At 60.8% G+C, this 13,490-nt stretch carries 12 protein-coding genes; 10 read left to right on the top strand and 2 right to left on the bottom strand.

Annotated features, from left to right (window positions below; all coding sequences use genetic code 11):
- Window positions 1–6 precede the first annotated feature (6 nt).
- Together RB602_RS02660 and RB602_RS02655 are read right to left on the bottom strand one after the other, a co-directional pair.
- Window positions 7–1,044 carry an alcohol dehydrogenase catalytic domain-containing protein gene (locus RB602_RS02660; protein ID WP_317082709.1) on the bottom strand — a complete coding sequence of 346 codons (1,038 nt, stop codon included), beginning with the start codon at window positions 1,042–1,044 and terminating at the stop codon, window positions 7–9.
- A 23-nt stretch (window positions 1,045–1,067) separates the two neighbouring features.
- Entirely contained in the window at window positions 1,068–2,057 is a 990-nt protein-coding gene (locus tag RB602_RS02655; protein WP_317082708.1) for an aldo/keto reductase, read from the bottom strand.
- A gap of 272 nt (window positions 2,058–2,329) precedes the next feature.
- On the opposite strand from RB602_RS02655, the gene RB602_RS02650 reads away from it, so the two are divergent.
- Genes RB602_RS02650 through RB602_RS02605 form a run of 10 tightly spaced genes read left to right on the top strand, consistent with a single transcriptional unit; the run spans window position 2,330 to window position 13,488 of the window.
- Complete coding sequence (locus tag RB602_RS02650; protein WP_317082706.1) at window positions 2,330–3,355, top strand: zinc-binding dehydrogenase; 1,026 nt, start codon at window positions 2,330–2,332, stop codon at window positions 3,353–3,355.
- Window positions 3,352–4,077 carry a PEP-utilizing enzyme gene (locus RB602_RS02645; protein WP_317082704.1) on the top strand — a complete coding sequence of 242 codons (726 nt, stop codon included), beginning with the start codon at window positions 3,352–3,354 and terminating at the stop codon, window positions 4,075–4,077. The genes RB602_RS02650 and RB602_RS02645 overlap by 4 nt, the downstream gene beginning before the upstream one ends.
- Window positions 4,074–5,549 (top strand): hypothetical protein, encoded by a 1,476-nt coding sequence (locus RB602_RS02640; protein ID WP_317082702.1) that lies wholly within the window; start codon window positions 4,074–4,076, stop codon window positions 5,547–5,549. The genes RB602_RS02645 and RB602_RS02640 overlap by 4 nt, the downstream gene beginning before the upstream one ends.
- A complete protein-coding gene (locus tag RB602_RS02635) occupies window positions 5,546–7,018 on the top strand; it encodes a class I adenylate-forming enzyme family protein (RefSeq protein WP_317082700.1) in 1,473 nt (490 codons plus the stop codon). Before RB602_RS02640 ends, RB602_RS02635 begins: the two co-directional genes overlap by 4 nt.
- Window positions 7,015–7,629 carry a hypothetical protein gene (locus RB602_RS02630; RefSeq protein WP_317082698.1) on the top strand — a complete coding sequence of 205 codons (615 nt, stop codon included), beginning with the start codon at window positions 7,015–7,017 and terminating at the stop codon, window positions 7,627–7,629. Before RB602_RS02635 ends, RB602_RS02630 begins: the two co-directional genes overlap by 4 nt.
- Window positions 7,626–9,062 (top strand): pyruvate, phosphate dikinase, encoded by a 1,437-nt coding sequence (locus tag RB602_RS02625; RefSeq protein WP_317082697.1) that lies wholly within the window; start codon window positions 7,626–7,628, stop codon window positions 9,060–9,062. Before RB602_RS02630 ends, RB602_RS02625 begins: the two co-directional genes overlap by 4 nt.
- Before the next feature lie 7 nt (window positions 9,063–9,069).
- Window positions 9,070–9,537 carry an acetyl-CoA carboxylase biotin carboxyl carrier protein gene (locus tag RB602_RS02620; protein WP_317082695.1) on the top strand — a complete coding sequence of 156 codons (468 nt, stop codon included), beginning with the start codon at window positions 9,070–9,072 and terminating at the stop codon, window positions 9,535–9,537.
- A complete protein-coding gene (locus RB602_RS02615) occupies window positions 9,534–10,874 on the top strand; it encodes an acetyl-CoA carboxylase biotin carboxylase subunit (RefSeq protein WP_317082693.1) in 1,341 nt (446 codons plus the stop codon). Before RB602_RS02620 ends, RB602_RS02615 begins: the two co-directional genes overlap by 4 nt.
- The gene (locus RB602_RS02610) at window positions 10,871–12,322 is read left to right on the top strand and encodes a pyruvate carboxylase (protein ID WP_317082691.1); all 1,452 of its coding nucleotides are present in this window, start codon (window positions 10,871–10,873) and stop codon (window positions 12,320–12,322) included. Before RB602_RS02615 ends, RB602_RS02610 begins: the two co-directional genes overlap by 4 nt.
- Window positions 12,319–13,488, top strand: coding sequence for a thiolase family protein (locus RB602_RS02605; protein ID WP_317082688.1), 1,170 nt, complete (start codon window positions 12,319–12,321; stop codon window positions 13,486–13,488). Before RB602_RS02610 ends, RB602_RS02605 begins: the two co-directional genes overlap by 4 nt.
- Window positions 13,489–13,490: the final 2 nt, after the last annotated feature.

The following is a 13,490-nucleotide window of genomic DNA, read 5'->3' as shown; positions in this document are numbered from 1 at the left end:
AAGGTGTCAGTCCGATATGCGGACTACAGCCTTCAGGCTCTCCCGGTTGGCAACAGCAGCAAGACTGTCATTGATATTGTCCAATGAAAAGGGGTTGGCGGGATCAAACCAAACCTTGGCATCCAGCGCGCCGGACTGCATAAATTCGACCGCCTGGTCATGCGCTTCGCCTTCAGCATATTCACCGGGTCCATGTACGCGATAGCCCTTGGCTTCGATGGCGTGCAACGCATTCATCCGCTCACCCAACGCCTCCAAGCCATAAAGCCCGATGGCTGCTCCCCGAGCCATTAGGGACAGTACGTTTTCAATACCGCCGGTATAGCCGACAGAATCTATCATGAGGTCGAAGCCATCTGCTCCACCGATGTTTTTGAGGTCAGCAATGGCATCCTGGTCTCGATAATCGGCAAAGGCGTCTGCACCCGTTTCGGCGGCGTGGCTGGACCATCGGGGGTTGCCAATCATGGCCACTGCCGATGCGCTGAGCGCTTTAGCCAATGCCAGGAAGGAAAAACCGTTGCCACCCGAACCGATGATCAGCACCCGCTTGCCGCTAACGGGCCCAAGACGCGTGATATAGCTCAGTGTTTCGCGCCAGGTGATCATCATGGTGGCAGCCGCAGGGTCGGTGCCGGCGGGCAAGACGCGATTGATTGTGTGCGGTTGCCACTCCTCTTCCGGCAAACCATCATCGCGCATCGCTGCAAAATCATACGCTAGCCCCAGTTCTGCAAAACCGCCCCAATTGGCAGCGCAATCATCGGTGGCCGGCGCGCCGGTTCGGGTGACAAGATCGCCGGGCTTCAGATTGCGCACCTTGCTCCCCACCGAGATCACCTCGCCAATGGCCTCATGCCCCAGGATCAATGGATAACTGATGCCCGGAATGGGCAATTTGCCCTGCACTAGATGATTATCCGTGGCGGCGCAGATTCCGCCGAACAATTGTTTGGTCAGCACCTGATAAGGGCCGGGAACGGGATCACTCAGGTTACGAATGACAAGCTGGCCAGGATTTTCAACAACAGCAGCGCGCATCATATCTCTCCTTTTAGGGTCAGAACCTAGACTGGGCCGGCTGCGGGCGTGCCGGCATAAGGGCGACCGAAGGGCAGGGCGAAAGGCTCGTCATGGGGCCGAAACGGCACCATCGCGGCAATTTCGTCGAGTTTCTCCATCAGGTCAGATGGCAGCGGCCCTTTGGCTATCGCATCGACATTGGCATCCACCTCTTCGACGCTGCGCGCGCCCATGAGGATGGTGGAAATGCGAGGTTCCGCCAATAGAAAGCGCAGCGACAATTCAGCGAGGGGGATATCAATCTCGTCGACCAGAGCGTAGAGCTTGCGGAACTGCTCGCGGCGCGGGCGGGACAACCATTCTGAAGTTTCCACCTCATCGCGCCATATGCGCGCCAGTGCACCCTGTTGCAGTGGTGATCCAGCGACGACGCCCACACCATGTTCAGCCGCTGCCGGAAGGATCTCGTGCCAGGCTTCCCGCCAGAGCAGGCTGGTGTTAAAGGCCGTCAGAACGACGTCGAACCGACCCGTGCGTATCAGCCGCGCCATATCATAGGCCGTCGTCCCGCCCAAGCCAGCAAAGCGGATACGGCCTTCGTCCTTCAAGCGGTCGATAACATCCATCACCGGGCCGCGCGCTTCATCCATCGCTTCCCACCAGTCAAATTGGCGCGGGCGGTCAGGTTCGTGAATCATCAATATGTCGATTTCGCTGCGCCCCAGAAGTTTGCAGCTTGTCTCGAACGATTCGAGCAGCGCATCGGCATCGCGCGGATCAAATGGCTGCGGCCGTGCACCGAGCTTTGTCGAGAGGATTACCGGCTCGGATGTGTCAGCAAGAATACGACCCAGAACCTCCTCGCTGTCGAGATACATTGGCGCAGTGTCGATATAATTGACCCCACGCGCCAGCGCGTGATGGACAGCATCGCGCGCTCGCTCAAATGGGCCACCCGCCGCAGATACGAAAAGGCCACCCAGCGACAGAACGCTAACTGATAAGCCGGTGCTTCCGAGTGTGCGATAGTCCATGCCCATCTCCCCATATTTCTCCGTTGTTTTATTTATAAATCATCATTTCACGAGTGCGATTAATACGCAAGAGTGGAAATACGCCAGTTACATTTTTTTTCGCTGTCGGCCCAATGCGGCTTGCCAGTTTTAGAAGCTCGTGCTTAATATAAATGAATTGCTGTTTCACCAATGAAGCAGACTATAATAATTAATGGGAGAGTAGAATAGGATGGTAGGGCCATCGCATCAAAGCCGTTTTCCGGGTTTGCGGTCAGAGAATGGAGCGGGTCATGGCTGACCAGCAATGGGTTCTCTCGCGCCGGCCAGAGGGTCGCCTGCACACAGATATCTTTACTTTAGAAGAGCAGCCTGCATCCGAGCAGCCGCTCGCTGCTGGCGAGGTGGAAGTGGAATTGCGCCTGTTCCTGTGCGCGCCGACTATGCGCAATTGGATGGATCCCCCGGGGAACAATCTTTATCCCTCGGTGCCGCTGGGGGAGGCTATGTTAGCCCCTGCAGGAGGCCGTATCATTGCCTCGAATGACCCCGACCGCCCAGTGGGGGCTGATATTACCTGTCTTGGGCGCTGGCAGAGCCGCTTTCGTTTGCCCGGCAGCGAAACCGAACTGGTACCGTCACATCTCAGCCTTGTGGATGCCATGGGACAGCTCGGTATCAATCCGCTTACCGCCTGGTTTGGAATTCACCGGATCGGGGTGCTTCATGCTGGCGAGACATTGCTGGTATCGGGCGCAGCGGGTTCGGTTGGCGGCGTCGCGGTCCAGCTGGGCCGCGCGATTGGTGCCCGCGTCGTCGGTATTGCCGGTGGGCCGGACAAATGCCGCTGGCTGACAGAGACAGCCGGCTGTGATGCCGCGATTGACTATCAAAACGAGCAGCTGCCTGAAGCCATTGCAAGCGCCTGCGCTGACGGGATCGATGTGTTCTTCGACAATGTCGGCGGCGACACCCTCGATGCCGCTGTGGATGCGATGAACCGGATGGGCCGCATCGCTCTGTGCGGTCAGATAGCAGGCTATGACGGCGCGGCTATGCGCGGTCCGGCCAATATGATGCGGCTCATCTATGGTGGCATCACCATGCGCGGTTTCCTCGTCGGTGATTTTGCCGCTGAATGGGAAACCGCAAGGGCGGATTTGAAGGCGCAATATGAAAGTGGCGCGATAGTCTATCGCAATGACCTGCGCGAGGGGTTTGACCAATTGCCACAGCATTTTGGCGACCTTTTCCAAGGGCATAACAACGGCACGCTGCTGGTGATGACCGACCCGGGGGCAAAGGAGGCGCGGGCATGACGCAGCTGCCCACCGACAATGGCCTGTGGGGAGGGGAACCCGACTCACCGCTGGTTGCAGCGGTCCATCTGAGCGTCCGCGACCTGGTGCGGCGTCGCTTCACGGAGAGCGGGCTTGACTGGGACGCGTTTGTCGCCGGGCCAATCGACGATGTAATTACAAAGGACGACCTTGCTGCAATCGATGCCGCCATTTTGGCGAGCGGCCATCGTTACAGCTTTTCCGCCACCATCTCTGCGGTTGAGCGACCCGATGCGTATCAGGGTCTGGGCGCACTGGAGGGAGGCTTTGACCATCCCGATGCCCCGTCCGAGCCAGCCGATGCGGATGGCAAGGCGCTGTGCGGAGTGGGTGACAATGTGGTTCAGGGTGCCGCTGACGTGACCGGCGTCGCCCGATATGTGCGATCAGCCGCGCAGGTTATTGCGCTGATGGAAGAGGGGGTCCCCGAAGGCAGCATCGCCATTATCGACGACAGTGGCGGGACACTGACCGCGCCGATCCTCGAAAGCTTTGCCGGGCTGGTATGCGCAGGCGGCACAGTGCGCTCGCACCTCGGCATCCTCGCCCGCGAATACGGTATTCCCTGCCTGATGAATGTGCGCCTTTCGGGCGTGGCTGAGGGCGATCGCGTCCTTCTGGAAACTACCGCTGCTGCGCGCACGGCCGATTCTTATCTCACCGACACCGAGATGCCGGCGCGTATCTGGAAGCTGTCATGACCGACCCGGTATCTCCCGAGCGCCCTGCTATCAGCTATGCGCAACTGTTGGAGACAAACCAGCTAATCCAGGCCTGTGCCGACAGCACTTATTGGCTGTGCCTCACCCGCACGGTGCAGGGTTCCAAACTGTACCCGGTCTCGGCCTATATTCTCCTGTCCTATCTCAATGCCTTTTACCGCTATCCCAGCCTGATCCGAAAGGTCGAGGCTTCGATGCCTGCCGAGGAGATCGCCGATCGCGCACGCCAAATGGGGGTGAAGGCACAGAACAGCTCAATCGGCTGGGCATTACCCAGTTTCTACCTGTTGGGCCGCGAATATCTCATCAACCTCGGCTTTCTGCGCCCGCAGGATGCGATCGAAGATGTGATCACGGTAATGGATTTCTGGAAGCGCTTCCAACTTTCCTGGCACCGTAATGACGGCCATTTAACCAATGCCGATTATAACCAGCGCGCGCAGATACTGCCGCATAGCGCCGTGCAGCGTTTTGCCGGGGAGATGCATAAAGTAGAACCCGGTGGCGCGCTTTCTGTGGCGGCCCAGCGCTTCCTCGCCACGGTCTCGCAATATGGATTTCTGGTCAGCGCCGAGAGCCGCATCAGCCTGACCAATTCCGGTCCCTATCGTCTCACTGATGACAGCCAATTGCTGATGCGCGATTTCATGGATCTTGGCGAGACTTCATTGCCCTGGCTCGATGATATTGCCAGCGATATGCCGTTCAACAATCTCACCGTGGCGATGGAGGTTACCGGCTGCCATTTCCATCTGGTCGATGACTGGGGCAGCTTTGAATCGACGCCCGAGTTCACGCCCGATCGCCTGACCGGCATCGGCCTCTATACCTCGGACACGCTGAGCGAGGGCCATGTGCCGGTGGGCATGGACACGCCGGAGACACTCACTGCCATGCTGGACGATCTGTCTGATCGTGCCAAAGCCGCGACCGACAAGCTTTGGCTGCGCATGGCCGAATGGAGCCGTGATCAGCTGATCGACGCCGGTGCCCTATCCTATTACGCCATCTGCAAGGAAATCGCGCATATTGCAGGCGTGTTCGATCCGGCCGATTGGCTGGAAATTGATCCGCGGGCTGAACGATTCCGGCCTCTGCTCTCGGATGAATATGCTGATACTGCGCTGGGGGAACTGGTCGGTGGCCTGACACTTCCAAGCCAGCAAACGGCACCGCACGGCATGATGAAATGGTCAGACAAGCCGACCCGGGTGTTGACCCCGCTGCCGCTATCGGTCCTGAACGGGGCCCCATTCCTACCGCGAATGGCGCCGCCCATGCCGGGCGGCAGCCATTTGCCAGCCAAGAATGACCGCTATCAAACCACGCGCGGCGTGCTCAGCCTTGCGCAATATAACGAGGCCGCGCGGGCCTTTGTGCCGAAAAGCTGCCGTCCGGAAGAGAATTTCCGGTGCGAGACGGCACGCGCCTATCCGGGCTGTGACAGATGAGCCAGATCGCTGACCTGATCACACGCGCTGCCCGCCAGTTTGGCAGCAAGCCGTGCCTGATAGAAGGCGAGCGGGTGGTGAGCTTTGCGGATTTCGATGCCGCCACGAACCGCTTCGCGAATGCGCTGCGGGCTCTCGGTCTGGCTGATGGCGAGCGGGTGGGCGTATTGTTACCAAACGGGATTGATTGCCTGATAGCCTATTACGGATTGGCCAAGGCAGGGCTGGTGCGGGTCAGTCTCAACAGCCGTGACACCCCGTCTGACTTGCGCTTCAAACTGGCCGAGGTCGGCGCAAGCGCGGTTCTGGTAAGCGAGGACGCGCCCGATTTGGGGGTGGAGACCACGCTGCCCCCGGCCCGGCTGCAGGCGCTGCTGGATGCCGCCAGTGATGATCCTGTCATCGTCGAACGCAATCTGGATGAGCCTTACCGCCTCGGCTTCACCGGCGGCACCACTGGCAAGCCCAAAGCGGTGACCCTGACCGAGCGCGGCGAACTTGCCGAGCTTTCCGCTTTCCTTACCGATCTTGTACCGGACATCAGTGACGCCGACAGCTTCCTGCATGCAGCGCCTATTGCCCATGCCTCAGGTGCATTCTTCCTGCCTGCTTTGACGCGCGGTGCTACCTCACTGGTCATGGAGAAATTCGATGCCGCCGACTTCGTGACGCTGGCCGCTTCGACTAGCGCAACGATGACCTTCCTGGTGCCCACTATGCTGGCCTTGTTGCTGGAAGAACCCGGCCTTGATGATGCTGAGCTTGCGCTGCGGCGCATCGCCTATGGTGCCTCGCCGATCGCACCGGCGCTCTATGCCCGTGCCGAGCAGTGTTTCGGTCCGATCTTCGTGCAGACCTATGGGCAAGCGGAATCGCCGATGGTGATCACATGCCTTAAACCCGATGAGCATGATCGGGTCGGTTCCTGTGGGCGGCCGTTCACCATCGCCCAAGTGGCGGTGATGGACGATGATGACACGCTATTGCCAGCGGGCGCTGCGGGTGAGATTGTGGTCAAAGGGCCGCAACTCATGGCGCGTTACTGGAACAGGCCGGACGCGACAGCAGAGGCTTTTCGTGGTGGCTGGCTGCACACCGGCGATATTGGCCGCATGGATGAGGACGGCTTTTTCTATCTGCTCGACCGCAAGGGCGATATGCTGATCTCCGGTGGTTACAACGTCTATCCACGTGAGGTCGAAGACGTGCTGCTCGCCTTCCCCGGGGTGGTCGAGGCCGCCGTTATCGGCCTGCCCGACGAGAAATGGGGCGATCGCGTCCACGCCGTGGTGAGCGGGCAGAATATCGATACGGCTGCTCTGCTGGCGCACGCCCGATCAGCCTTGGCAGGCTATAAAGCACCCAAATCCGTCAATGTCTGGACTGCGCTACCCAAGAGCCCGGCAAACAAGATCCTGCGCCGTGAAGTGAAGCGGCGGGTTCTTGAAGGACAGGAGGTGGCCGCATGAGAAACCCCGGTCCGAACTGGCATATGACTCTGCATGGCTTGGCCATTTTGCGCACGGCGACGCCGGCAGACATTGCGCATCGCATGGCTCTTGAGCTTGCCGAGGTCGAAGCGATGCTGGAGATTGCCGAAACCCAGGGCCGTGTGGTGCGCGCCGGTGATAAACTGATGCTGGCACCGCTTGCTCAGCTTGCGCTCAGCGCCGATTATTCGCGTATATGCGCTTCGCTGCGAGCTGATCCGGACTTTGTCTCTGCGGTAGAGCGCTTTGAAGTGGTGAATCGCGACCTCAAGGCTTTAATGACCGATTGGCAGACCCGCACCATCGTCGGCACCACCATAGCAAATGACCATAGCGACGCGGACTATGATGAGCGCATTATCGACCGGCTGGGCCGGTTCCATGACCGTGTGACTGCGCTGCTGGACCAGTTCGCCAATCTGGTGCCGCGTCTTGCCGTTTATCGCGACGGGCTTTTGAAGGCGATCGAGGCTGCGGAAGACGGGGATATTGCGTTTGTGTCTGATGTCGGTTGCGAGAGTTATCACACCCTGTGGTTCGACCTGCACGAGGAATTGCTGCGCCTGTCGGGCACGGAGCGGGTGGAATGATCTTACCGCTCGAAGCAACGCTGGAGGCAGGACCGGATCGCATCGGCGGCAAGGCAGCGTCTTTGCTGGCAATGGCGAGATTGGGCCTCCCCGTACCACCTGCGTTTGTGGTGCCGGTAGAAGTGACACGCGCCTGGTTGGCGACCGGTCAGCTGCCCGACAATTTCGCCGAACAATTAATGGCCGGGGTCAAAGGCCTGGAAACCAGAACCGGGCGGCGTTTCGACGGTGCCGAAAGGCCGCTGCTGCTATCTGTGCGTTCAGGCGCTGCCGTGTCGATGCCCGGCATGATGGAAACGCTGCTCAACCTCGGCCTTACCGAGCGATCAGCGGCGGGCCTGTCAGCCGAAACGGGCGATCCCGGCTTCGTAGCCAATGTGAAGGCCAGCTTTGAAACCCAGTTCAACGATTATGTTGGCGCCGTTCCCGAAGCCGCCAAAGACCAGTTGCTTGCGGCGGTCGAAGCGGTGATGGCCTCATGGAATAGTCGCCGCGCCCGTCGCTATCGTGCGCATCATGAGATTTCGGATGATCTCTGCACCGCTGTCACCGTGCAGGCCATGGTGTTCGGCAACCTATGCGATCAGTCGGGCACCGGGGTGTTGTTCAGTCGCAATCCGATCAGCGGCGAGGCTGAGCCTTGGGGTGAATGGTTGCCACGTGCCCAGGGCGAAACGCTGGTGGCAGGTACCCATAATGCCGAGCCGCTGGAAAATCTGGCCGCAACAATGCCTGAGGCCCATGCGCAACTTCTGGCCGGTGCCTGCGCGCTGGAGCAGGCCGCTGGCGATGCTCAGGACATCGAGTTCACCATCGAGGCGGGGCAACTATTCTTCCTGCAGAGCCGGTCGGCCAAGCGCACCGCCACTGCGGCTGTGACCATTGCCATGGCGATGCATGATGAAGGGTTGATCGACCGTGACGAAGCGCTGGCCCGAGTGACGCCGGAACAATTGGCGGCCATGTTGGCGCCGGTCTTGTCCGAGCCAGGCGATGCCTCGGTGTTGGCCAGCGGTACACCCGCCTCGCCCGGTGCAGGTGTTGGGGTCGCGGTGACAAGCGCGCTTGAGGCGGAACGCCGCGCCGAGGCAGGCGAAGCCGTGATTCTGGTGCGTCCGACCACCAGCCCCAATGATGTGGGTGGTATGCTGGCCGCGCAAGCCGTGGTCACCGAAGCGGGTGGTGCGACCAGCCACGCCGCCGTCGTCGGACGGTCGCTGGCCAAGCCGGTTATTACCGGATGCGGTCCGGGCGTTCTGGCTGCGTTGGAGGGGCGAACGATAACCGCATGTGGGGCCAGCGGACGAGTGTTCGATGGCGCGCTGCCGCTTGTGCAGCCAAGCTTGGCACCAGCCCTCGCTCGCTACCAAGAACTGGCCAGCGCTGCGGGCGACGAGGCGCGCCTTGCCGTGTTGGTTGAACCGAGGATCTGATTACGCCATGGCGATTTCCCGAGCCGATATCGATGCTATCCTTGCCACGTTTGAGGCTAGTGATTGGCGTACCATCCATCTCAAGGCCGACGGGGTCGAGGTGATGCTGTCAAAGGATGGCGGTCCGGTGCCTGCGCCGTCATCGCCGTCTGTGGCTCCGCCTGTGTCAGAACCGGCGCAAGCCTCACCGCCCGAACCGCCCGCCGAGATCGACGACGGCAGCATTGCCATCATCGCCCCCAGCCTTGGCACATTCTACCGGGCGCCCAAGCCGGGTGCAGCGCCGTTCACGCAGCCTGGCGCGCGCGTGGAGGCCGGGGATGACCTGTGCCTCATCGAAGTGATGAAGCTGTTCACCAGCGTGACCGCGCCCTGCTCCGGCACAGTCACCGCGATACTGGCGAGCGATGGCGACCTGGTCGAACATGGCCAGACGCTGCTTCGGATCAAGCCGGATGACGAAGTAACCTCATGAGCAGGCTCTTCGTCGCCAACCGTGGGGAAATCGCATGCCGGATTATCGCAGCGGCAAAGGCGCTCGATATCGAAACCGTGGTTGGCGTGTCTGCGGCGGATAAGGACAGCCTGTGGGCGAAGGCGGCTGACAGGGCGCTGGTGCTGGGACCGGCACCGGCGCGCCAATCCTATCTTGATGGTAACCTTCTGCTGCACGCGGCTATGGCCAGCGGCTGCAAGGCTGTGCATCCGGGCTATGGCTTCTTGTCTGAAAACGCTGCCTTCGCGCAAGCCGTCGCCGATGCGGGCCTTGCGTTCTGTGGTCCGACGCCAGAACAGATGGAAGCTGTGGGCGACAAGCTGGCAGCTCGCGCTCTGGCGCAGGAACTGGGTGTCGAAACCGGGCAGGCGAGCGAGGCTCTGACCGATACTGATGCTGCAGCTATTGCGGCCCGCACTTTGGGATATCCGGTGGTCACCAAGGCATCGGCCGGCGGCGGCGGGCGCGGCATGCGGATCGTGCGCGAGGAAGCCGATCTTGCGGCCGCCATCTCCGAAGCTCAGACCGAGGCGGAAGCCGCCTTTGGCGATGGGCGTATCTATCTCGAACCGTTCGTCGAAGCGGCGCGTCATGTTGAGGTGCAGGCTTTTGGTCTTGGCGATGGTCAGATCATTACCTTGGGCACGCGCGATTGTTCGATTCAGCGCCGCTACCAGAAACTGGTTGAGGAAGCGCCTGCTGTCGCCTTACCCGAAACCGCGCGTGCCGACATGGAAGCGGCGGCGGCAAAATTGCTGGGGGCTATTTCCTATCGCGGTGCCGGCACCGTCGAATTTCTGTGGGATGAGGCGCGCGAGCAAAGCCGCTTCCTTGAGGTCAATGCCCGCATCCAGGTCGAGCACCCGGTGACCGAGATGATCTGCGGTATCGACCTTGTACAATGGCAGATCGCTCTGGCTTTTGACCGTTTCGATCCACCCGTCGATCTGGTCCCACGCGGTCATGCCATCGAGGTCCGTATCCTCGCCGAGGATGCGGATTTCCGTCCTGCACCGGGCCGCATCACCGGCTGGACGCCGCCTTCCGGCGCGCGTGTCGATAGCGGCTTTGGCAGCGGCTGCGATGTTCCGCCCTATTATGACAGTATGGTCGCAAAGCTGATCGTGGCCGCGCCGAACCGCGCGGAGGCGGTCGACCAATTGCAGGACAATCTGTCCGATTTCGCGGTGGAAGGCATCGCCACCTCCATTCCCTTTTTGCGCGACATCGCGGCCCATGACAATTTCGTCAGCAATCGATTGTCGACGCGCTGGCTGGAAGCCGAATTTATCCCAGCCTCCACAGGTGCATCATGAAGGTGGAGTTTCTTGACCAGACGCTGCGAGACGGCCAGCAGTCTTTATGGGGCATGCGTATGCAGGCGCGCCATGCCCTGCCAGCCTGTGACGCGCTTGATCGCACCGGCTTTCGCGTTATCGATCTCACCGGCTCGCATCATTTCGAAGTGCTGGTGCGCCATTGCCGTGAAGACCCATGGGCGATGATGGACGCCTTGGTTGCCGCCATGCCGCATACGGTGCTGCGTTCTGGCATGCGCGCCAATGCGGCGATCAGCTTTCGCACCACGCCCGATGCATTGATGGACCTGTGGATGCGGCAGCTCAATCGCCACGGTGCGCGCAGCTTCTGGATCTATGACGTGCTGTTCGACATTGAACGAACCCAGCGCCTCGCCCGTGTGGCCAAGGAGTTCGGCTCGGAAATTGCGGGCGCGATCATGTTCACCCTCTCACCGGTGCACACCGATGCCTATTATGCCGAAAAGGCCCGGGCGCTGGCGGCGCTTCCTGAAGTGGACACGCTGCTGCTGTATGACACTGCGGGGGTATTGGAGAAAGAGCGACTTGCGACCCTGTTGCCCGCCATTGTCGCGGAAAGCCGGGGCAAACCGATCGAGTTTCACGCCAATAATCTGATGGGCCAATCTGCCAAGGCCTATTGCGATGCGCTGGCGCTGGGCGTGAGCATATTGCACACGGCCAGCCGACCCATGGCCAATGGCCCTTCCGTGCCGTCAACCGAGTGCATTGCTGCCAATCTTGCCCATCTTGGCTATAGCCATGACCTCGACCTCTCCTGCCTGCCACCCGTTGCCGAGCATTTCGAGACAGTGGGCAATGCGTGCGGCTTTCTTGTCAACCAACACGCCGAATATGACCTGTTCGCGGTCACCCACCAAATCCCCGGTGGCATGGTCGGCACCTTGAAATCCCAGCTCAAACAGCATGGTATGGAAGAGCGTTTGGAAGAAGTGCTGGCCGAGGTCGCCAGTGTTCGCCGCGAACTGGGATGGCCGGGTATGGCGACACCGTTCAGCCAGCTTGTCGGCATCCAGGCGGTGTTGAACATCGTCACCGGTGAGCGCTGGTCGATTATTCCCGAAGAGGTGATTACCTATGCGGCGGGCCATTATGGCGATCCGGTGGCACCGATTGATGCCGATGTGCTTGATCGCATCATGGCTGATCCCAAGACCAAAGAGGTGCTGGCCAATCCGCCGGAACAGCCTACGCTTGAGGAACTGCGAAACCGACACGGTACCGATGACGATGATGAACTGTTCCTGCGCGCGCTCGTGCCGCAGGCGGATATCGACCGCATGCGTGCTGCCGGTCCGCTGGTCACCAGCTTGCCGCTGGCCTCCTCGGCTGAAGCGGATCAGGTCGTACGGCTTATGAAGACGGTGTCCAGTCGCCAATTTCGCTTCGCCAGCGAAACCCTGTCCGTGGACCTGTCACGATGAGGCGGGCGGTGATTGTCGATGGTGTGCGTTCGCCTTTCGCTAAGGGCAGAGAGGGCGGTGCATTGCATGGCCTGCACCCGGTGGATTTGCTCGCCCAGTGCCTTTCCGCCCTTGCTGAACGAACCGGGATCGACCCAGAACACGTCGAAGATGTCATCACCGGTTGCGTGATTCAGGCTGGCGAGCAGGCCGGCAATATCGGCCGACAGGCGGTGCTTGCGGCGGGCTGGCCGGAGAGTGTGCCAGCGGTAAGCCTTGATCGCAAGTGCGGCTCGGCCCAGCAGGCGATTGATTTTGCTGCCTGTGGCATCATTGCGGGTGCCTATGACATTCTGGTCGCAGCCGGGGTCGAGATGATGTCGACGGTACCGGCCAAAACCAATCGGCTGGGGCGTGACAATATGGGGGCGGCGCTCGCCGCGCGCTATCCCGACGGAATGGTGCATCAGGGGGTATCGGCCGAATTGATTGCCGCACACAACGGCATCGAGCGAGAAGCTATGGACCAGTTCGCGCTGCGCTCGCATCAATTGGCCGCGGCACACGCTGCGCCCGGGCTGGTGCCGGTTCGGGTAGGCGACCGGATGGTGGACAGGGACGAGGGCGTACGTACTGACAGCACGCTGGAACGGCTGGCCGCTCTGGCCCCGGCATTTCGCAGTGAGGAGATGGCCGCGCGTTTCCCCGAAATTGGCTGGCAGGTGACGGCCGGAAACGCAAGTCAGGTCAGTGATGGCGCGTGTGCGCTGTTGCTGATGGAGGAGCAGGTGGCACGTTCATTGGGCCTGCGTCCGCGTGCGCGCGTCACCCATTTTGCTGTTGCCGGTGATGATCCTATCATGATGCTGACCGCAATCGTGCCAGCCACTCACAAGCTGTTGGGTCGCGCCAACCTGACCATGGATGACATCGACATATTCGAGGTGAACGAGGCCTTTGCCAGTGTGGTGCTGCATTGGCTGGCCGAAACCGGGGCCGACCCCGCCAGGGTCAACCCCATGGGCGGGGCCATAGCGCTGGGCCATCCGGTTGGCGCATCGGGCGGACGGTTGTTCCTCAATTGTCTGGCCGCGCTGGAGGAAACAGGCGGTCGCTTTGGCCTGGTAACCATGTGTGAATCCGGCGGTATGGCCAATGCCACCCTGATCGAACGCTGCGAGGAGTAAAT

The organism is Parasphingorhabdus sp. SCSIO 66989 (assembly GCF_032852305.1).
GTDB classification, from domain to species: Bacteria; Pseudomonadota; Alphaproteobacteria; order Sphingomonadales; family Sphingomonadaceae; genus Alterisphingorhabdus; species Alterisphingorhabdus coralli.
This window is presented reverse-complemented; position numbering and strand designations above follow the sequence as displayed.

Coding starts and splice junctions, on each gene's coding strand:
- RB602_RS02610 (WP_317082691.1), top strand. CDS start 10,871: ATGAAGGTGGAGTTTCTTGACCAGACGCTGCGAGACGGCCAGCAGTCT.
- RB602_RS02660 (WP_317082709.1), bottom strand. CDS start 1,044: ATGATGCGCGCTGCTGTTGTTGAAAATCCTGGCCAGCTTGTCATTCGT.
- RB602_RS02650 (WP_317082706.1), top strand. CDS start 2,330: ATGGCTGACCAGCAATGGGTTCTCTCGCGCCGGCCAGAGGGTCGCCTG.
- RB602_RS02640 (WP_317082702.1), top strand. CDS start 4,074: ATGACCGACCCGGTATCTCCCGAGCGCCCTGCTATCAGCTATGCGCAA.
- RB602_RS02645 (WP_317082704.1), top strand. CDS start 3,352: ATGACGCAGCTGCCCACCGACAATGGCCTGTGGGGAGGGGAACCCGAC.
- RB602_RS02635 (WP_317082700.1), top strand. CDS start 5,546: ATGAGCCAGATCGCTGACCTGATCACACGCGCTGCCCGCCAGTTTGGC.
- RB602_RS02625 (WP_317082697.1), top strand. CDS start 7,626: ATGATCTTACCGCTCGAAGCAACGCTGGAGGCAGGACCGGATCGCATC.
- RB602_RS02605 (WP_317082688.1), top strand. CDS start 12,319: ATGAGGCGGGCGGTGATTGTCGATGGTGTGCGTTCGCCTTTCGCTAAG.
- RB602_RS02620 (WP_317082695.1), top strand. CDS start 9,070: ATGGCGATTTCCCGAGCCGATATCGATGCTATCCTTGCCACGTTTGAG.
- RB602_RS02615 (WP_317082693.1), top strand. CDS start 9,534: ATGAGCAGGCTCTTCGTCGCCAACCGTGGGGAAATCGCATGCCGGATT.
- RB602_RS02630 (WP_317082698.1), top strand. CDS start 7,015: ATGAGAAACCCCGGTCCGAACTGGCATATGACTCTGCATGGCTTGGCC.
- RB602_RS02655 (WP_317082708.1), bottom strand. CDS start 2,057: ATGGACTATCGCACACTCGGAAGCACCGGCTTATCAGTTAGCGTTCTG.